Origin of the sequence: Stutzerimonas stutzeri (assembly GCF_002890895.1) — a bacterium.
GTDB classification, from domain to species: Bacteria; Pseudomonadota; Gammaproteobacteria; order Pseudomonadales; family Pseudomonadaceae; genus Stutzerimonas; species Stutzerimonas stutzeri_AB.
Genome location: NZ_POUL01000005.1, coordinates 1 through 18526 on the forward strand (window position 1 = coordinate 1; position 18526 = coordinate 18526).

Below are 18526 nucleotides of genomic sequence, written 5' to 3' on the forward strand. Positions count from 1 at the left end.
GGCCGCAGCGCTATCTACGTCGCAGGCTCAAAGCCTAAGGGTGGATACGGCTTCCTGGCCTTCCCCCGATGATCAGTCGGGAACTATCACCCCAACATAGCGTGGTAGTCGAGATACAAGGGTGGATGTCGCCTTTCACATCCACGCGGGCGGTTTGGCGCGCATTGGTGGATCGGTGAAGCGTGATCCACCCCACGATCGCAGGCGTATATAGCGGCTCACGTAGATAATCTGGTTGGTGGCAATGAGGCTACGTTGCCGATGCCAGCGCAGCAGTCTGGCCCTGGTGGCTCTGCTCCAACTCTGGCAGCAAATAATCCGTCCACAACGTTGGCGCGAAGACTCGGCGGAAGAAGCCGAAGTGGCCGATGCGATCTGCGCCGACTTCACTGGGCGAGATCCGGCGCATGGTCTTTGGCGCGCCGGTGTAGAAGCCATGCAACGATTCCGTGTTGCGTGCCGACATCATCTCGTCATCGGTGAATGACAACGACGTCAGCGGCGTGCGCACGGCGGAGAAGGCCTGGCGCATCGGCTCACCTTCGATACCGACCAGATAGTCGGGGTGCAAGCACCAGCGCCGCCATTGGCGAATGACGCCGGCGGGCAGGTCGCCCACGGCGCCGATACGGTCCCCCGGAAAGTAGCCGGCAATCGCCGTGAGCGCCGGCGCCAGGCCGTGCCAGAGCAACCAAGCCTTGCGCCGGATCTGCGGGCTGTTCTCACGCCAGTAGCCGCTACCCGCCGCAATGGTGACGATACGGCTCAGCCGTTCATGGCCTTCGACCAGCGGCAGGATCTGCGCGCCGACGCTATGGCCGATCCAGTAGATCGGCAACTCGCCAGCGGCTTCCACCACGGTCGCGAGCACCGCGCTACAGTCGTGGCGGGCCCAGTCGAGGATGTCGACCTTCAATTGACGCAGCGGTATCTGGCGGGAGCGGCCCATGCCCAGATAATCGAAGGTGACAACAAGATAGCCCTGGTCGACGAGCCAGCCGGCAAAAGTGGCGTAGAAACCTTGTTTGACACCCATCGCCGGGGCGATCAGCACCGCACCACGGGGCGCGCCGTCTGGCTGATACCAGTGGCTGGAAATCGGGTGACCATTGCCGTTGTCGATCGAGCGCTCTTCTGCCTGTATCGTCGCCATCTTGTTGTTCTCCCTCTTCTGGGTTTGCCGCGAGCAATGCAGTATACGAACAGCAGAATATAATTCTAGAAAAGTATTCTAGTCGGTTGTGGAGGTTGGATGGCTCGCAGTAGCCGTAAACAGGAAATTTTGCAGGCTGCGCTCGCCTGTTTCACCGAATGTGGCGTTGAGGCGACCACCATCGAGATGATTCGCGACCGTTCCGGCGCGAGCATCGGCAGCCTGTATCACCATTTCGGCAATCGTGAGCGGATCATCGCGGCGCTGTATCTGGAAGGCATCGGTGAATACGCCGCGCTGCTGGAGGCTGGACTGATAGAAACGCTGGATGCCGAGGCGTGCGTGCGGCTGTTCGTGACCAGTTATATCGACTGGGTGGTGGCGAACCCTGATTGGGCCCGCTTCGTCCTGCATAACCGTGGACGGGTCGAGGCCGGGGAGATGGGTGAACGGCTGCGCGAGGTCAATCAGGCCCATGGCGAGCGCGTCAGCGCGATCTTGCGTCGACACCGGGAGAGCGGCGCCTTCAGACGGATGCCGGGTGATTGCTTTCTGGCCGTGGTGATCGGGCCCTGCCACGACATGGCCCGCAACTGGCTGGCCGGACGTTCACGTACAGCGCTGGCGGATTGCCGCGAATTGCTCGCGGACATCGCCTGGGCCAGCGTCAGGGCTCAGTGATGGATTGCAGCGTGTCGCGAACGCTTTCGCTGATGACGCTGGATGGCTCCGGAGCCCTAGACGTGGGCCCTTGTCTGGCTGGGCAGCCGATCAGACACCCAAGCTTTCGATATCGCGTGCGAGCATTTCCAGCTGATGCGCCAGTGAGCCCCGCAGGGTTTCTTCACTGAGCTGGAAGGACGGTGCGCCGCAGGTCAGCGCCATGATGCTGCCGTCGGCCAGGTGCAACGGCACGCCGGCGGCCATCACGTTGCGGTCCCAGTCGCCGAGCGACAGGCAGAAGCCGTGCTGGCGGAACTCGGCAAAGGAGCCGTCCAGAGACTGCTTCATGTTTGCCCAGTCGTCTCCGTATTTGGTTTCCAGCGCCCCCATCAGGTGTTCGCGCTCCTTGTCCGGGGTCGCGGCGAGGAAGGCGCGGCCTGCCGCCGTGGTGGCCAGGGGCAGGCGTACACCGGCGTCCATGCGCAGCGTCGAAACTTCGGCCGGCCGGCAGTTTTCGATATAGATCATCGACAACCGGTCACGGCAGGTGAGCCCCACCGAGGTGTTGGTGCGACGCGAGAACTCGTCCATGTACGGTTTGGCTAGCTGGCGCACGCGCAAGTTGGAGACGTAGGCATAACCGAGCGCCAGTACGCCTGAGTCGAGCTGATACTTTTCCAGCTGCGGCGAGTAACTTAGGTAACCGAGCTTGGTCAGGGTATAGGTCATGCGCGACACCGTCGGCTTCGGTAGCCCGGTGATGCGTGCAATATCCTGGTTGCCCATGACCACCGAGCCGTGAGTGAAGGCACGCAACACATCCAGTCCGCGCGAAAGCGCTTCGACGAATTTGCGGTCCTTGGGAGTATCGGTGTCTTCGATGTTGCTCATGGTGGTGTCGGTCTGTCTGGTGGTAGGGCGGCGGCGCGCACGATAGCAGATCGCCCATTGCTCGGCAGGGCGGGCTTTGCCAAACGGGCAGGCCAGCGTTGGAAGCCGACTGCGGCTACGAGGTAAACGCCAATTTGGTCATGATAGCCGAAATTAACGGTCCTGCATTCCGCACAGTAAAACGCTGGTTCGCTTATGGTGAGAAAATTGCTGTTAGTTGCCTCGTCTAGCTCGTTGCCTACAGATAGGATTCGGCGCTAACCGCCTCGCTCCGCGCGTTTACGGAGTGGCGCTCGGTGGACTTTGTCGTTCTGACAGCTTCCTATATAGAAGTGGGCAATCACGCAGGCGACGAACGGTTTCTCCCGGCGAGCCTCGCCAGGCGTGGGCCGGGAAGAAATTGAGCCAGAACAGGCCGACGGCGAAAAGTCACACCGCGCTTGTTGCTCGGGGGGCTTTCTGATATAAAGCAGCGCTCTTTTCTAGGGGCCCGGTTTCTTCGCTTGCCGCGTAGCCGGTAAGACCCCAACGAAACGTGGCGCTGAGCGCCAAATGACAATTGAATTCAAGCGGCCAACCCATGCCGGGTTGGGCATGTGGTTTTAGAGGGCTGAGGCATGTCGAGAGTCTGTCAAGTTACCGGTAAGGGTCCGGTAACCGGGAACAACATTTCCCACGCGAACAACAAAACCCGTCGTCGTTTTCTGCCGAACCTGCAGCATCACCGCTTCTGGGTCGAGTCCGAGAACCGCTTCGTACGTCTGCGCCTGACTGCCAAAGGCATGCGCGTTATCGACAAGCGCGGCATCGACGCCGTTCTGGCTGAACTCCGCGCTCGCGGCGAAAAGGTTTAAGGAGAAATATCATGCGTGACCTGATCCGTTTGGTGTCCAGCGCCGGTACCGGCCATTTCTACACCACCGACAAGAACAAGCGCACCACCCCAGACAAGCTCGAAATCAAGAAATTCGATCCTGTCGTACGTAAGCACGTGATGTACAAGGAAGCCAAGATCAAGTAATTGATCGGCCCTTGAAGAAAAACCCGCCACTAGGCGGGTTTTTTCGTTTTTACAGCGCCGTGTGCGCCATCTTCAGGTTTTGGTGCTGGGGTGAGAGCCGCCCTGTACAGCCGGGAAGGGGCGACTCGTTCGGGCACGCGTTGCATCGAGCGCCCTTGTCGATCGAATGATCGCACCCGCCCCGGTCACCGCTTTGTCAGCCGGCCTTGCGGATGGCGCCAGCCAGGCGCTCGATCATCGCATCGATGTTCTCGCGCTCGACAATCAAGGCCGGCGACAAGGCAATGGTGTCGCCACTGGCGCGGGCCAGCAGGCCATCTTCGAAACACTGGCGGAACACCTCGTAGCCACGCTTGCCAACGCCGTCGGAGTGCGCTGCGAACTGAATGCCGGCGACCAGCCCGACCGTGCGAATATCGGTCACGTTCGGCAGCCCCTGCAGGCTGAACAGGGCGTCCTGCCAGTAACCTTCGATTTCGATGGCTTTCTGGAACAGGTTCTCCCGCTGGTAGATTTCCAGGGTCGCCAGAGCGGCGGCGCAGGCCACCGGATGGCCGGAGTAGGTGTAGCCGTGGAAGAACTCGATAGTGCTTTCCGGGCCCTGCATGAAGGCCTCATGAATCTTCTCGTCCACCAGCACCGCGCCCATGGGTATCGCGCCGTTGGTCAGGCCCTTGGCGCAGGTGAGGATATCCGGCGTCACGCCCCAGCGCTGTGCGGCGAAGGCCTCGCCAACCCGCCCGAAGCCGGTGATCACTTCATCGAAGATCAACAGAATGCCGTGCTTGCGGGTGATCTCGCGCAAGCGTTGCAAGTAGCCAACCGGCGGCAGAATCACACCGGCTGAACCGGACATAGGCTCGACGATCACGGCGGCTATGTTTTCGGCACCATGCAAGGTGACCAGACGTTCCAGCTCATCGGCTCTTTCCACCCCATGCTCGGGCAAGCCGCGGCTGAACGCGTTGCGCTGCAGATCGAGCGTATGCGGCAGGTGATCGACGCCCGGCAGCAGTGCGCCAAAGGCCTTGCGGTTGTTGGTCATGCCGCCTACCGAGATGCCGCCAAAACCGACGCCGTGATAGGCCAGCTCCCGGCCGATCAGACGGGTGCGGCTGCCCTGGCCGATCGCACGCTGGTAGGCCAGGGCGATCTTCAGCGCCGTATCGGCCGATTCTGATCCCGAGTTGGTGAAGAACACCCGGTTGAGTCCGGCGGGGCTGATCTGTGCGAGCCGCTCGGCCAGCTCGAAGGGAAGCGGGTGGCCCATCTGAAAGGTGGGTGCGAAATCCATATGGGCAATCTGCCGGCTTACCGCCTCGCTGATCTCGCGTCGGCCATGTCCTGCGTTGCAACACCAGAGGCCAGCGGTGCCATCGATCACCTGGCGGCCATCGGTGTCTGTGTAGTACATACCCTCGGCGCGCTCCAGCAGGCGCGGGCTGCCCTTGAACTGACGGTTGGCAGTGAAGGGCATCCAGAAATGTTCGGCGGATGTGGCGTGATCGTGGGCCATGATTGCTCCGGCAAGGCGACGGGTTCGACGGCTATGCTGTAGCGCGACATCACCCAGGCGCCCAGCGGTTTTGGCGAGTCTATGTTTAATAAAACGAACAAAACAAGGCTGGAAAAGGCTGCCGCGTAAAAAATATTGATAGGCCTGGTGCCGCTGGTTTAGGGTGCCTTTCTGATTATTCGACAGATTACTGAGGACGCCCCATGACCACCCTGACACTTGCCGATTGGCAACAGCGTGCCCGCGACCTGCGCATCGAAGGCCGGGCCTTCATCCAGGGCGAATACACTGCGCCCAGCGCCGGCGCCAGCTTCGACTGCATCAGCCCGGTCGATGGGCGAGTGCTGGCTCAGGTGGCGAGCTGTGACGAGGCCGATGCTGATCGCGCGGTGATCAGTGCGCGCATGGCCTTCGAGTCTGGCGTCTGGTCACGAATGGCGCCGGCCAAGCGCAAAGCCACGATGATTCGCTTTGCCAACCTGATCCAGGCCAACGCTGAAGAACTCGCGCTGCTGGAAACCCTGGACATGGGCAAGCCGATCGGCGATTCGCTGAATGTCGACATGCCAGGGTCGGCCAATGCGCTGCGCTGGTCGGGCGAGGCGATCGACAAGATTTACGACGAAGTGGCGGCCACGCCCCATGATCAGCTGGGCCTGGTGACACGCGAGCCGGTGGGTGTGGTGGCGGCCATTGTGCCTTGGAATTTCCCGCTGATGATGGCCTGCTGGAAGCTGGGCCCGGCGCTGGCCACCGGCAACTCGGTGGTCCTCAAGCCGTCCGAGAAGTCGCCCCTGACCGCCATTCGCGTCGCGCAGCTGGCCATTGAGGCAGGCATCCCGGCCGGTGTTCTCAATGTGTTGCCGGGCTACGGCCACGCCGTAGGCAAGGCGCTGGCGCTGCATATGGATGTCGATACTCTGGTGTTCACCGGCTCCACCCGGGTTGCCAAGCAATTGATGATCTACGCGGGCGAGTCGAACATGAAGCGCGTCTGGCTGGAGGCCGGCGGCAAGAGCCCGAACATCGTCTTTGCCGACGCGCCGAATCTGCAGGCCGCTGCTGCGTCGGCTGCCGGTGCCATTGCCTTCAATCAGGGCGAAGTCTGCACCGCTGGCTCACGGCTGCTGGTCGAGAGTTCGGTTAAGGAGCGCTTCCTGCCGATGGTGGTCGAGGCGCTTAAAGGCTGGAAGCCGGGCAATCCGCTGGATCCGGCCACCAATGTCGGCGCGCTGGTTGATACACAGCAGCTCGATACGGTGCTTGGCTACATCGAGGCCGGTCGCAACGATGGCGCCAAAGTGCTGATCGGCGGCCAGCGGACGATGCAGGACACGGGCGGTCTTTACGTCGAGCCGACCATCTTCGACGGCGTCAGCAATGCAATGAAAATTGCCCGTGAAGAGATCTTCGGGCCGGTGCTGTCGGTGATCACCTTCGACACAGCGGCTGAAGCGGTGGCCATCGCCAATGACACGCCCTACGGTCTCGCTGCCGCCGTCTGGACGGCTGACCTGTCCAAGGCGCACCTGACCGCTAAGGCGCTGCGGGCTGGCAGTGTCTGGATCAATCAGTATGACGGCGGCGACATGACTGCGCCGTTTGGCGGCTTCAAGCAGTCCGGCAACGGCCGCGACAAGTCCCTGCATGCCTTCGACAAGTACACCGAACTGAAGGCGACCTGGATCAAGCTGTAAAGACATCCGTAGGGTGGAGGTCGCTTTTTACCTCCACTTTGCTGCACAGCAAGGGTGGATCGATAACGCTTCATCCACCCTACGGTTTCTCGGCGTTTAGCTTTGCCCCCACTGCCCGCTACGACGCATGGCGCCCCATTGATGCTTGCGCCGTGAAAACCATTGCCAGAGTCCACGGCAGCGCCAGAGGGTGTTCAGTTGGCGGTAACCGAAATTCTCCAGCACGGCCATGAGAAACAGCCGCAGCATGTCGCGGCGCCGCTCGTAGACGCGGAATGACAGGGTTTCCAACAGCAGGCCGTTGACCGAGAGCAGAATGCCCATGCCAATGGCGACCAGCAGAAAAGCGGTCAGCGCCGTGTAGGACACCACGCCATAGATGAACCCGCCGATCATGAATCCGTAACCCACCAGCTCGATCAACGGGCCCAACCATTCGAACAGGGCCAGGAACGGCCAGGCCAGCCAGCCGGGCGTTCCACCGCGAAGGCTGAAGGCGAGGCGGGCGTGACGGCCCAGGCTCTCGGCAAGCCCGCGTTGCCAGCGACTGCGCTGACGGCCGAGGGTGCCAAGGTCTTCCGGGCATTCAGTCCAGCAGATCGGGTCGGGCAAGTAACGGATGCGGTAGGGAATGCGCTTTTCCCGATGATAGCGATGCAGCCGCACCACCAGCTCCATGTCCTCGCCAACCGTGTCGGTGCGATAGCCGCCTACGGCCATGACCCGTTCCTTGTCGAACAGACCAAAGGCGCCGGAGATGATCAGCACGGCGTTCATCGGCGACCAGCCAAGCCGACCGAACAGAAAGGCCCGCAGGTATTCAACGATCTGGAAGCGTGCCAGCCAGTTGCTCGGCAATCCGGTGCGGATGAGGAAGCCACCGCGTACCTCGGAGCCATTGGCGATACGCACCGTGCCGCCCGCCGCAACGGTGCGTTCGTCTTCGAGAAAGGGTTGGACGACACGCAACAAGCTGTCGCGCTGCAGAATCGAATCGGCATCCACCCCGCAGAACAAGCCGTGCCGCGCGGCGTTGATGCCGGCATTCAGTGCATCGGCCTTGCCGCCATTGGCCTTGTCGATGACCCGCAGATTGGCGTAGCGCCGTGATCGGTAGATCGCCTGCACCGGCTGATGGGCCACGGCCTGGCGCAGCGGCTCGGGGTGCGGCACCAACTCGAATTCCTCGATCAGCACCGCGAGGGTGTCGTCCTTCGAGCCGTCGTTGATCACCACCACTTCGAATTCGGGGTACTGCAACTGCAGCATCGAGCGCACCGAGGTGCGGATCGTCGCTTCTTCGTTGAACGCGGGCATCAATACCGAGACCGGCGGCTCTACGCCCAGATAGGGCGCGATTTCGCCGGTTTCGGCACGTTGGCGGATATAGCCCATCAGGCTGATCATCGATAGCACGTTGAGCAGCAGGTACATGCCGTTGAGCAGCAGGAAATAAACGATGAAGCCCAGTTGCAGCCACCACAGCCAGTCGATAGTCACCGCCTGACCTCCGCCATGGCGCGACGCAGGGCGTCTTGCCCGTAGCGATCATGCACTTGCCTGAACAGCGTCTGCAGCCGTTCCGCGGTGGCGCCCGGTAGGGTGGCCAGACTGTCTGCGGCGGCCTGGCGAACCCACCAGCTGGGGTCGCCCAGTAACGGCATGAACAGTTCGCTGTCGTCACCGCGGGCTTGTTTATGCAGGGCTTGCAGGGCAGCCAGGCGCACATTCTCGTGGCGGTGTTGCAGAGCCCGCAGCAGCCGGCCGCGATCACGTGGATCGCCCAGCTCGCAGAGGCAGCGCAGCGCAACCTGCAACTGCTCAGGCGCCGCGTCCTCTTCCAGCCGCGCGCGGGCCCAGGGCGCGGCGTGACGGGGGTCGCCATGCACCAGCAAAGGCACCAGTCGCTCGCGGCGCGGATCTTCGGAGCCGGAGAGGGTGACCAGCAATGGCAAGGTCACCGCCTGCTCACCGGCCTGCTGACAGAGGCTCGCCAGGCGCGGCAAGGCCCAGTCGGGGCGGGTCACGGCGGTTGGCAGGATCAGCTGCATGGCGCGTGCCGCGTCCATCGCAATCAACGTTTGCGCCGCGGCCAGTGAAACGGTCACGTTGCGGTTCATCAGCAATGGTTGTACGGCTTGCCAATGGGCGGGGTCGGCCAGATGACGTAGACAGGTCAGGCCGATCAGTTTGCTGCGGACCCGGCCGCGCAGCAGCGCCAGGGCCTGTTGGTCCATCCCCAACGCGACCAACGCGTGGTTCATCCGCTCACGTGCTGCGCCGCGAAGCTGCAGCTGGGTGCGGTTCCACTGCAGCAGAAACCACAGCTGGTGACCCCGCGGCAGCGCAGGAGCCGGCTCTGGCAGCTCGTCACCCAGGCTGCACAGGGCAAAGAAGGGTCGCCACTGGTCGTTGAAGGTTTGCCGCCGTGCTGAGCGGCGCCGAGCGACCTCACCGAGCAGCATGACCTGGAACATCACCAACAGCGTCAGCGCGCCCAGGCTCAGTGCACAATAAAGAGCCAATTGCAGCATGCCGTCTTCGGGCCAGATGCCCAGCCAGGCTTTGCGCGGCGCCTCGCACAGCCAGACAGGGCAGGACTCAGAAAGCATGTCGCAGGCCGAGTTGCAGCCAGCGCCGCGTGTAATAGTCGCCCTGGCGATGCTGGCCGACTTCCCAGGTCAGCGCCCAGCGGCTGTCCAGCCAATGGCGGCCCTGCAGGCTGAGGGCGCGTACGTCGCTGGTGATCAGCTGCTGTTCCTCGACCGCTTCTTCCTCACCGATGGTTAGGCGCAGGCCGGCATAGCTGAGGCCTGCATAGTAGTAGTCCAGCGCCAGATCATGGCCGACCGGCGTTCCGGCATTGGCCACATCGGTGATGTTCAATGTGTAGCCCGCCCGCCATGAGTCCCAGTAGCGTTCGGCGCTGAGGGCCAGCCGCTCGACGCGGGTGGTCTCGTATTCGGTACGGCGCAGGCTGACAGCACCGAGGAAGCCCGCCGGCAGTCGCCGTTGCAGACGTAGATCGGCATGCCATTCGGGCAAAAAATAGGGCGAAGGCTGATAGCCGACTTCGGGTTGCAGCGTCCAGTTGTCGTCCAGCGCGATCACCGCGCCCGCCTCGACGCCCTGGTCCCATTCGCCAAAGCGCTGCTCGCGCAGCAGTGCGCCGTACCAGCCGAGCCCTTCCGGTTGCGTCGAGGCGTAATCCAGCCGTTGGCTGCGCCAGTTGTCGAAGCCGCTGTCCAGCCAGTCCTGGCGGGCTGAAAGCTCCAGTTCATGTCGCCGTTGTGCCGTGGTGGCGCTGGCAGCCGGCGCTGTGGTCGTGATGGGCGAGGTCAGCGATGCCCGTGCTTGCTGCATCGCCTGCTGGACGTCCGCATAGTCCGGTGCGATCTCCGCGGCGCGCTCCAGCGAGACCAGGGCGGCCTGGGGGCGACCTGCCCACAGCAATGCCTGGCCCTGCCCGAGCAGGTAGTCGGCGTTATCCGGCTCGCGTTCCAACAGCTGCTCATACAGTGGCAACGACTGCTCGGGCTGTCCTTGCCAGGCGCGCACCCGGGCCAGCAGGTACAGCGCCTCGCTGTCGTCGGGTTGCCTTGCCAGTTGCGCTTCCAGTGTCGCTGCCGCGGCGCCGAGTTGCTGGGCATCGACCTGGCGTTGGGCGGTCGCGACGTCGGCCAGTGCCATGGAGGACAGCAGCCATGCAGGCAATACCAAGGTAAACGCCGTTCGCATCATCGTGGACGCCTCAGCAGACGACGGATACGCGCCAGCAGTTCCTCCGGCTGGAAAGGCTTGGTGACGTAATCGTCGGCACCCAGTTCCAGCGCCCGGACGATGTCTGCCTCGCGAGCCTTGGCGGTCAGCATCAACACCGGCACCTGTGCCCAACCGGCCTGTGCGCGGAGCCGCTCTATCAGCTCCAACCCGTCGTGGTAGGGCAGCATGATGTCCATCAGGGTCAGATCGGGCGGGCTCGATGTGGTGATCTTCTCAATGGCCTGGCGACCGTCTGCCGCGTGATCGACGACAAATCCGTGCCGTTCAAGCATGAAGCGAATGAGGAACGCGATGTCCTCCTCGTCCTCAACCATCAAGATGCGCTGGCTAGCGGAGTCGCTCATGCGTTGACCTCTTCGGAAATCTGGGTTTGGCTGGGCGGCCATGTCTGCAGCAGTTGCTGGATCAGCGCGGCGAGCTCGTCGCCGTCATGGCGAGACTTGACCAGCTGGCGCAGGGCCAGGCGGCTGTCGTGCACCGGTGAATCCAGTGCGGAAAATATGATCACCGGCGGGGGCGGCGCGCTTTGGGCCAGCTGGTCGAACAATTCGCTGCCGTCGCCGTCGGGCAGCATCAGGTCGATGATCGCCAGGTCGAAGTGTTGCTCGTCTATCAGGTGACGAGCCTCGGTAAGCGTAGAGGCGCCATGGAGATCAATCGCCAATGGCTCGACCAGCCGGGCGAGCAGAACGCGCAGATCCTCGTCGTCCTCAACATGAAGAATTCGCGGGCGGGCTCCGTTGGTTCTGAGGCAGGCCTGCACCACCTCCATGACCCGTGACGGGTCGACCGGCTTGTGCAACCAGTCGATCACACCGACAGCCCCGCCGCGCAGGGCGCCATCGTCATTGTCGCGACGTTGTGGCTGCAGGCTGACAATCAGCACCGGCAGATGCCGATAGGCATTCTGGCTACGCAGGTTCTGCAGAAAGGCAATGCTGTCCTCGTCGCTCAGTGCAGGGCTCAGCGTCAGTGCCTGGATGCTGAACTCGGCCAGCATTTCTCGCGCTTGGGCCGCCGTGTCGGCGATCAAGGTGCCGTACCCGTGTTGCTGCAGTGCGGTCGCCAGTTGTTCGGCGGCAGCTGCGTCGGGTTCAAGGACGAGGATACGTTCGACCGGTCCATTCTTGCCCGCCTGCGGCAGCGCTTGCGCGACGGTTGGCGGGCTGGCTGACGGAGTCGACGCGACAGGCAGACGGAGCCAGAAACGCGTGCCTTGGCCTTGCTGTGAGTCGAAGCCAATCCGACCGTGCATCTGCTGCACCAGGGAACGGGTGATCGCTAGGCCCAGCCCGGTGCCCCCACGCTTACGAGCGTCGGAGGAGTCGGCCTGGGCGAACCGCTCGAATATGCGGGCGCGGAAGTCGTCTGGAATGCCTTGACCCTGGTCCTGAACGCCGATCTCCAGGCTGTCGCCGTGGCGACGTACATCGACACTGACGACAGCGCCAGCCGGTGAGTGCTTGACCGCATTGGACAGCAGATTCGCCATCACCTGGGCGAAGCGGTCTGGATCGAGGTTCGCTTCGCCCAGTTGCGCGCCGTTTGGTGTCACGAGAACAAGACCGACGCCGTACTCATCGCCGTACGGCTTGAGATCGGTCAATGCCTGTTCAACCAGAGTCAGCACCTCGCAGCGGGCAAAGTGGAACGGCAAGCGCCCGGCTTCGAGTTTTTCGATGTCGAGGATGTCGTTGATCAGGCGGACCAGGCGCTCGCTGTTCTTGTGTGCGATGTCCAGCAGTGGTCGAGCGCCTGCGTCGATCTCGCCGGCAACGCCGCCGACCAGCATACCCAGTGCGCCGCGAATGGCAGTCAAAGGGGTCCGTAGCTCATGGCTGACGGTGGAGATGAATTCGGTCTTCATCTGCTCCATGCGTCGCCTGAGCGACATGTCGACCGCAACGGTCACGACATAGCAGGCCCCGTTGGACATGGTCATGGGGCGCTTGACCACCTGCAGCCAGCGCTCCTGGCCGTGCGTATCGGTGAGGCCGACCTCGGTGATGCGCAGTTCGCCACTGCCACACAGCAGCTCGGCCTCGCCCTGCAACAGTGGCAACAGCAGTTTCGCCCCAGTGATGTCTTCGGCCCGGCGACCTTCAATGGCCTCGGGTCGAGTATCAAGCAGGGCGGCAAAGGCACTGTTGCACAGCAGGAAGCGCCCCAGCTCGTCACGCACGAAGATCAGGTTCTCATCAGTGTCGACGACCCGTCGCAGGAAAACTTTCTGGTTCTCGAGCGTATCGCGGTTGCGTTGCAGCTCGGACACATCACGAGCAATCGCCAGGTGATCACCGAGGCCGGTCGGCACCAGACGAACCTCGAAGATCCGCTGCTGATCCAGTTCGCACCAGGTGGTCTGGCGCAGCTGGAGCGAGTTATCGCTATGGGGAAGCAGCCCGAGCAGCAGCGGCTCGATGGTCTGGGCCGCCGGAGCCTGCACCGCGTTTCCTTGCGACAGGGCGGTGATCCTGCGCTGGCCGTCGATGGCATAGAGGTAGTCGGGAACCGCCTGCAGCAGGGCGCCCAGACGCGCCTCGCCGGCTTGCGCCTTGATTGCCAGGGCCTGACGAATCTGCAGGTTGCGGCGGATGGCCCAGAACGCAGCCAGGGACAACGCTGCAACCAGCAGACTGCCGATCAGTGCAAGCCTGCGGCTGTGTGCGATGGTTTCGGTCACGGCCTGGTTGGCGGCGGCGAGCTGCTTGCGCTCCTGTCGCTCGACCGCATCGAGCAACGCCCGCAGGCGATCCATGATCAGTTTGCCGCCCGCTTGGTGCAGGCGTTCGGCCGCCGCTTGCAAGCCGGCAGTGCGGCGCGTCTGGATGTTGCCGGCGGCTATCAGCAGACGCTCGGCAATATTGCGATCCAGCTGCTCGAACCAGCGCTGGTCCGGAAATGTCCGTTGCTCCAGAAGCCGCTGCAGCTTGCGGCGGTGCGCCTCGATCTGCCGCAGTCCGAGTTCATAGGAATCGAGGTAGTTGGGATCGCCGGTCAGGACGAAGCCGCGTGACCCGGTTTCGATGTCCTGCAGTGAAGACAGCATCGACTGGGTCGCGGTGATGATTTCCAGGCTATGGCTGACCGAGAGATTGGTCGCCAGAACCTGTTCCTGGGTTTGCTTGCCTTGCCAGCCCAATGCGACGAGCAGAATGAAGGCGATCAGGAACGCGAGCCAATGCCAGCTGATCTGGGTTCTTGCGGGCAAACCGGAACTCCTTTCGCCGGTTGAACGAATAGGGACGGCTTCGAAGGCTGGAGCCAGCGCAGGCGTGCCGTCGCCTGCCAGCGCCTGCGAACGGCCGCGACTGCTATGCAGTGTAGTTGGAGTCCTCAATCGCGTGACGGTTCGCTCGTTTTTCCCGCCAGCCCGCTCGGGTCGTTAGGCGATCTGCACCTGGTTTCGACCGTTGTGCTTGGCGGCATAGAGCGCCTGGTCGGCCAGTTCGAGCATGGCACCAGCACTGGAGTGGCCGTCGGTCTCGCTTATTCCAGCGCTGAGTGACACGCTGAAGGTGTGCGCGCCGGCGTGGAAGCTCAAGGCGGCGAAGCGCAGGCGGATCTCGTCAAAGATCCGCTTGGCCTGTTCTGCCGGGCAATCCGGCAGCACTGCGACGAACTCTTCGCCACCGTAGCGGCCGATACTGTCGATACGGCGCAGTCGCTGGCGCATCAGGTTGGCCAGCGAGCGGATGACGTTGTCCCCCGCGGCATGCCCGTACTGGTCGTTGACCTGCTTGAAGTGATCGAGGTCGAGCATCACCACGCTGGTGGGCTTGCCACTGCGTTGCGCGCGTTCCACTTCCAGCGCCACCTGTTCCTTGATGTCGGCGTGCTTGAGCAGGCCGGTCAGGCTGTCTCGCGACAGCGCCATGCTCAGCGAGCGTGCGCGCTGCACGCGCGAGAACACGGCGGCGGTCAGGGCATTGTCGCTGATGGGCTTGGTGATGAAGTCATCACCGGCCTTGAGCAGGGCGGCCATCTGCCGATTGATGTCGGTTTCAGCCGACAGGTAGATGATGGGCACCCGCAGCCACTCGTCATTCAGGCGAATCATCTGAGCCAGCTCGATCCCGGTGAAATCCGGCATGTTCATGTCGAGCAGAACCATTTCGGGATCGAAATCGCGCATCACCTCGAACAGCCGACTGGGGTCGCTCAAGGTCTGCACCAGCATCTGCGAGTTACGCAGGACCAGGCTGTAACGCGCGGCCAGGTCGTCGTCATCGTCGACGATCAATACCCGGTAAGGCTCGCTCAGCTGCAGGTTGAGGATGTTTTCCAGGCTGTTCTCCAGCTGCGTGACATCCAGCGGCCGGACGAAAAACCCCTTGGCACCGGCTCGCACGGCCGCCAGCTGACTGTCGAAATCGGCTCGATGACCGATGACCAGCAGCGGCAACGGCGCCTCCAGGGTTTGCTGCAGCGCGCTGATGGCATCCAGTTCGTCATCGTGCTGGCTGACGATCAGGGCGTCGGGCAGTTGCCCCTGGACAGCGCTCTGCAGCAGTGGGACGTCTGGAAAAATCAGCACTTCATAGCCGAAGTTGCCCAGGGTCTGGCACATGTTCTGGCCGGCATCAAAGTCCTTTTCGAGCAGATAGATCCGGCACCCGGCTGGCAGCGCGTCGGGCATGCCGCTGTGCATCTCGCCATGCTGATCACGGCCCCCGGCGCGCTCGGCCGCGGCCATTTGGTTGACCGCTCGAACAAACGCGGAAAGCGCCTGCCCGCTAGGCTTGGCCGCCTCAAGCCAGCGCTCTGCGCGTTGCTCGAGCAACCGCGACTGCTCGCCCAGGGTGGTGAAACCAAAGGTGCCCGCCGTGCCGGCCAGGCGATGCAGGCGTTCGTGCAGGTCGAGCATCAGCTGGCGCCGCTGTTCCTGTTCGCGAACCGACTGCAGCTGCTCGGCGTGTTGCTCGAGTGCTGCCAACTCCTCGCTCAAGCGTTCAGCAAACTTTTCGTTGAGTGCCTGCAGTTGGCGTTGCAGCGCTTCGTTAGCGCCCTCATTCATGCTCGGCATTCCATATTTCGTTCAGTTTTGTCGCTAGTTGAAGTGGGTCGAAGGGTTTGTGCAGCAGTTTGCGCACGCCCAGGCGCTGCAGTTCCTCAGGGTCGCCCGGCTCGTCCGACTGACCGGTCAGGAGCACCACGGGGGTCTGCTGCAGGTCGATCAGTGGCGCAAGCTGGCGCAACAGTTCGATGCCGCTGATCTGCGGCAGCATCACGTCGAGCAAGATCATGTCCGGCTTGAATCCGGGTGCCTGCTGCAGCGCTTCCTGAGCAGAGGCGCAGCTGAGCACCTTGAACCCCCCCAGCTTCTCCAGCGCGATGCGAGTCACCACTTGAATGGAGGGCACGTCCTCGACGTGCAGAATGCGCAGCAAGGGCTTCACTCGAAGGCTCCATTCAGCGCATGGCAAGGCAGCTCGAACCAGAAGCAGGCCCCGGCGCCGGGCGTCGAGTCGAAGCCGATCACGCCGTCCATGTGTTCGATCAGCTCCTTGCTGATTGCCAGGCCCAGGCCGGTACCGCCTTGCTTGCGCGTATCCGACGAATCGGCCTGGGCAAACTTGCTGAAAATGCGCTCACGAAAGGCCTCGCTGATGCCGGGACCCTTGTCGCAGACGCCCACCCGCACCCGCTGCGGGTCGATGAGCTGGGCGCTCATGGCGACGGTTTCGCCGGGCGGGGAATACTTCGCGGCGTTGGACAGCAGGTTGCTCATCACCTGTTCCAGACGCATCGCGTCGACAGTGATCGACACGGCCGGGCAATCCCCCAGCTCGATACTCACCGCATGGCTTTCTGCATAGCCCTGATTGCTGCGCAGCGCCTGCTCAAGCAAGGGTTGCAAGGGCTGCGCCCACAACTCAAAACGCATCTTGCCGGCGTACAGCTTGTCGATGTCCAAGAGGTCGTCGATCAGTGTGCTCAGCCGCTTGCTGTTCTGGTGGGCAATCTCCAACAGCTCCTGCAGGTGCTCGGGCACCTCGCCCATGACCCGCCCGCAAATCAGTCCGAGCGATGCGGTAATGGACGTCAGCGGCGTGCGCAGTTCGTGGCTGACGGTCGAGACGAAGTCTCGTTGCAGGTTCTCGATCTGCTTGCGCTCGGTGATGTCGTGCAACACCACCACCGCACCGTTTTGCTGACCGTTAGAGGCGTACATCGGATCGGCGTTGGCCAGCACATAGCGCGGCGTGCCATGCAGCACGATGGCCATCTCCAGATTACGGATGTGCTCGCCACGCAAGGCGCGTATCAGTGGGAGGTCATCCGTCACCATCGGTGTGGTGCCGTCCGCATGATAGAGATGATAGGCATCGGGCCACTGCTCCGGCGCAATGTGCTCGGCATCGAGGCCGTGCCAGCGGCGGGCGGTGTGGTTGAACAAGGTGAGGTTGCAGTCGGCGTCGCAGGCCACTACCCCTTCGGACAGGGCCTCGAGCAGGCGTCGATTCATTTCCTGTTGCTTGTCCAGCTCCAGCTGCTCGGCCTTGCGCTCGGTGACATCGGTCACCAGCCCGTGCCAAAGCACTGAACCGTCTGCTTGACGCATGGGCGTGGCGCGGGCTTCAACCCAGATTATGCCCTTGCGAGGATGGTCGATCCGGTGCTCGAAGTGCCACGGCGTCAGGGTCGAGGCGGCTTGGCGGATGCTCGCCAGTACATGCTCGCGGTCCTCGGGGTGAACTCGCTCGTAAATCGGCCCGATGCTGGGCGCCATCTCGGCGGCGCTCAGGCCGTAGATGTCTTCGACCCCCTCACTGAGGTACGGGAACGAACTGTTGCCGTCGGGGCGCCAGCAGAACTGGAACAGCATGCCGGGAACCTGCGCCGCGATCTGCTGCAGGCGCAGTTGCAGGTGTTCCTGGTGGGCCAGGTCATAGGCACTGACGATGTAGCCGCGCAACAGCTCGCGCTCATCGTGGATTGCCGAGACATTCAGCAGCACCGGCACGCCACTGCCGTTGCGGTGCAGCAGACGCCACTCGCGCATTTCGCGGCGGCCTTCGAGCAGCGGTGCGGTGAGCACGGCGAATCCCGGCTCGATGGGTTCACCCAGCGCATTGCCGAGAATGGTCGCGCGGCGCTGCAGCGCCTCCTCCGGGAACAGCACTGACGTCAGCGGCTGGCCGATCAGCATCTGCTCGGAATAGCCGAACAGGCGCTCGGCGGTGGGGTTGACGCCCGATATGTGCCCGTCGTCGGTGGTTACCAGCATCGCGCTCGCGGCGCTGTTGAGCAAAGCCTGTTGCAGCGCCGCTTGCTCGGCGTAGCGGTGGGCCTGCAGGCGTTCTTCGAACAGCCGCATGATCTGTCGACTGAGGCGTTCCAATGCACCGCGTTGCGCTTCGCTCAGCTGTCGCGGCTGACGGTCGATGACGCAAAGAGTGCCGAGGTTGTAGCCGTCCGGCGAGATTAGCGGCGCACCGGCATAGAAGCGGATGTGCGGGTCGCCGGTGACCAGCGGGTTATCAGAAAAACGCGTGTCCCGATGCGCATCCTCGACTTCGAAGACGCCCTCGCCTTCGATGGTGTAGGTGCAGAACGACAGCTCTCGCGGGGTTTCACTGACCTCAAGGCCGAGGCGGCTCTTGAACCACTGGCGATGGTCGTCGACCAACGAGATCAGCGCGATGGGGGTGTCACAGATGTAGGCAGCCAGCTCGGTGAAATCGTCGAAAGCGGATTCATCAGGCGTGTCGAGAATCTCGTAGCGCAGCAACGCGGCGAGTCTGGACAGCTCGCGGGGCGGGGAGGGGGCGGGTATCGATTTCGATGACTCCATCTGG

At 62.9% G+C, this 18526-nt stretch carries 15 protein-coding genes; 4 read left to right on the top strand and 11 right to left on the bottom strand.

All coding sequences use genetic code 11. The features are described from left to right. Positions 1–250: 250 nt before the first annotated feature. Entirely contained in the window at positions 251–1153 is a 903-nt protein-coding gene (locus CXK96_RS10555; RefSeq protein ID WP_102836426.1) for a serine aminopeptidase domain-containing protein, read from the bottom strand. Between the two features lie 99 nt (positions 1154–1252). On the opposite strand from CXK96_RS10555, the gene CXK96_RS10560 reads away from it, so the two are divergent. Beyond that, complete coding sequence (locus tag CXK96_RS10560) at positions 1253–1834, top strand: TetR/AcrR family transcriptional regulator (protein ID WP_102836427.1); 582 nt, start codon at positions 1253–1255, stop codon at positions 1832–1834. 90 nt (positions 1835–1924) lie between these two features. On the opposite strand, the gene CXK96_RS10565 is transcribed toward CXK96_RS10560, so the two are convergent. Continuing rightward, the gene (locus CXK96_RS10565) at positions 1925–2707 is read right to left on the bottom strand and encodes an IclR family transcriptional regulator (protein WP_102836428.1); all 783 of its coding nucleotides are present in this window, start codon (positions 2705–2707) and stop codon (positions 1925–1927) included. Positions 2708–3324: 617 nt separating this feature from the next. On the opposite strand from CXK96_RS10565, the gene rpmB reads away from it, so the two are divergent. After that, positions 3325–3561, top strand: a complete 237-nt coding sequence (gene rpmB, locus CXK96_RS10570; protein WP_019339373.1) for a 50S ribosomal protein L28 — start codon at positions 3325–3327, stop codon at positions 3559–3561. An 11-nt stretch (positions 3562–3572) separates the two neighbouring features. Next, positions 3573–3728, top strand: coding sequence for a 50S ribosomal protein L33 (gene rpmG, locus CXK96_RS10575; RefSeq protein ID WP_025243687.1), 156 nt, complete (start codon positions 3573–3575; stop codon positions 3726–3728). A gap of 196 nt (positions 3729–3924) precedes the next feature. Here rpmG and CXK96_RS10580 read toward each other — a convergent pair whose 3' ends face one another. Next, entirely contained in the window at positions 3925–5244 is a 1320-nt protein-coding gene (locus tag CXK96_RS10580; RefSeq protein ID WP_102836429.1) for an aspartate aminotransferase family protein, read from the bottom strand. A gap of 203 nt (positions 5245–5447) precedes the next feature. Here CXK96_RS10580 and CXK96_RS10585 point away from each other — a divergent pair, with 203 nt between their 5' ends. Further along, positions 5448–6941, top strand: a complete 1494-nt coding sequence (locus CXK96_RS10585; RefSeq protein WP_102836430.1) for an aldehyde dehydrogenase — start codon at positions 5448–5450, stop codon at positions 6939–6941. Between the two features lie 96 nt (positions 6942–7037). Here CXK96_RS10585 and CXK96_RS10590 read toward each other — a convergent pair whose 3' ends face one another. The 8 genes from CXK96_RS10590 to CXK96_RS10625 form a co-directional block, all read right to left on the bottom strand. After that, complete coding sequence (locus CXK96_RS10590; protein WP_102836431.1) at positions 7038–8441, bottom strand: glycosyltransferase family 2 protein; 1404 nt, start codon at positions 8439–8441, stop codon at positions 7038–7040. Then, complete coding sequence (locus tag CXK96_RS10595) at positions 8438–9553, bottom strand: HEAT repeat domain-containing protein (protein ID WP_178114612.1); 1116 nt, start codon at positions 9551–9553, stop codon at positions 8438–8440. Before CXK96_RS10595 ends, CXK96_RS10590 begins: the two co-directional genes overlap by 4 nt. Further along, positions 9543–10682 carry a YaiO family outer membrane beta-barrel protein gene (locus CXK96_RS10600; protein ID WP_256061674.1) on the bottom strand — a complete coding sequence of 380 codons (1140 nt, stop codon included), beginning with the start codon at positions 10680–10682 and terminating at the stop codon, positions 9543–9545. The genes CXK96_RS10595 and CXK96_RS10600 overlap by 11 nt, the downstream gene beginning before the upstream one ends. Next, positions 10679–11068: a response regulator transcription factor gene (locus CXK96_RS10605; RefSeq protein ID WP_064480983.1), complete on the bottom strand. Its 390-nt coding sequence runs from the start codon at positions 11066–11068 to the stop codon at positions 10679–10681. The genes CXK96_RS10600 and CXK96_RS10605 overlap by 4 nt, the downstream gene beginning before the upstream one ends. Further along, entirely contained in the window at positions 11065–13935 is a 2871-nt protein-coding gene (locus tag CXK96_RS10610) for an ATP-binding protein (RefSeq protein ID WP_102836432.1), read from the bottom strand. Before CXK96_RS10610 ends, CXK96_RS10605 begins: the two co-directional genes overlap by 4 nt. 174 nt (positions 13936–14109) lie before the next feature. Next, positions 14110–15741, bottom strand: a complete 1632-nt coding sequence (locus CXK96_RS10615) for a diguanylate cyclase (RefSeq protein ID WP_102836433.1) — start codon at positions 15739–15741, stop codon at positions 14110–14112. Further along, positions 15734–16123 carry a response regulator gene (locus tag CXK96_RS10620; RefSeq protein ID WP_102836434.1) on the bottom strand — a complete coding sequence of 130 codons (390 nt, stop codon included), beginning with the start codon at positions 16121–16123 and terminating at the stop codon, positions 15734–15736. Before CXK96_RS10620 ends, CXK96_RS10615 begins: the two co-directional genes overlap by 8 nt. Further along, on the bottom strand, positions 16120–18522 hold the full coding sequence (locus CXK96_RS10625) for a PAS domain S-box protein (RefSeq protein WP_102836435.1): 2403 nt from the start codon (positions 18520–18522) through the stop codon (positions 16120–16122). Before CXK96_RS10625 ends, CXK96_RS10620 begins: the two co-directional genes overlap by 4 nt. Positions 18523–18526 lie beyond the last annotated feature (4 nt).

Coding starts and splice junctions, on each gene's coding strand:
- CXK96_RS10555 (WP_102836426.1), bottom strand. CDS start 1,153: ATGGCGACGATACAGGCAGAAGAGCGCTCGATCGACAACGGCAATGGT.
- CXK96_RS10560 (WP_102836427.1), top strand. CDS start 1,253: ATGGCTCGCAGTAGCCGTAAACAGGAAATTTTGCAGGCTGCGCTCGCC.
- CXK96_RS10565 (WP_102836428.1), bottom strand. CDS start 2,707: ATGAGCAACATCGAAGACACCGATACTCCCAAGGACCGCAAATTCGTC.
- rpmB (WP_019339373.1), top strand. CDS start 3,325: ATGTCGAGAGTCTGTCAAGTTACCGGTAAGGGTCCGGTAACCGGGAAC.
- rpmG (WP_025243687.1), top strand. CDS start 3,573: ATGCGTGACCTGATCCGTTTGGTGTCCAGCGCCGGTACCGGCCATTTC.
- CXK96_RS10580 (WP_102836429.1), bottom strand. CDS start 5,244: ATGGCCCACGATCACGCCACATCCGCCGAACATTTCTGGATGCCCTTC.
- CXK96_RS10585 (WP_102836430.1), top strand. CDS start 5,448: ATGACCACCCTGACACTTGCCGATTGGCAACAGCGTGCCCGCGACCTG.
- CXK96_RS10595 (WP_178114612.1), bottom strand. CDS start 9,553: ATGCTTTCTGAGTCCTGCCCTGTCTGGCTGTGCGAGGCGCCGCGCAAA.
- CXK96_RS10600 (WP_256061674.1), bottom strand. CDS start 10,682: ATGATGCGAACGGCGTTTACCTTGGTATTGCCTGCATGGCTGCTGTCC.
- CXK96_RS10605 (WP_064480983.1), bottom strand. CDS start 11,068: ATGAGCGACTCCGCTAGCCAGCGCATCTTGATGGTTGAGGACGAGGAG.
- CXK96_RS10615 (WP_102836433.1), bottom strand. CDS start 15,741: ATGAATGAGGGCGCTAACGAAGCGCTGCAACGCCAACTGCAGGCACTC.
- CXK96_RS10625 (WP_102836435.1), bottom strand. CDS start 18,522: ATGGAGTCATCGAAATCGATACCCGCCCCCTCCCCGCCCCGCGAGCTG.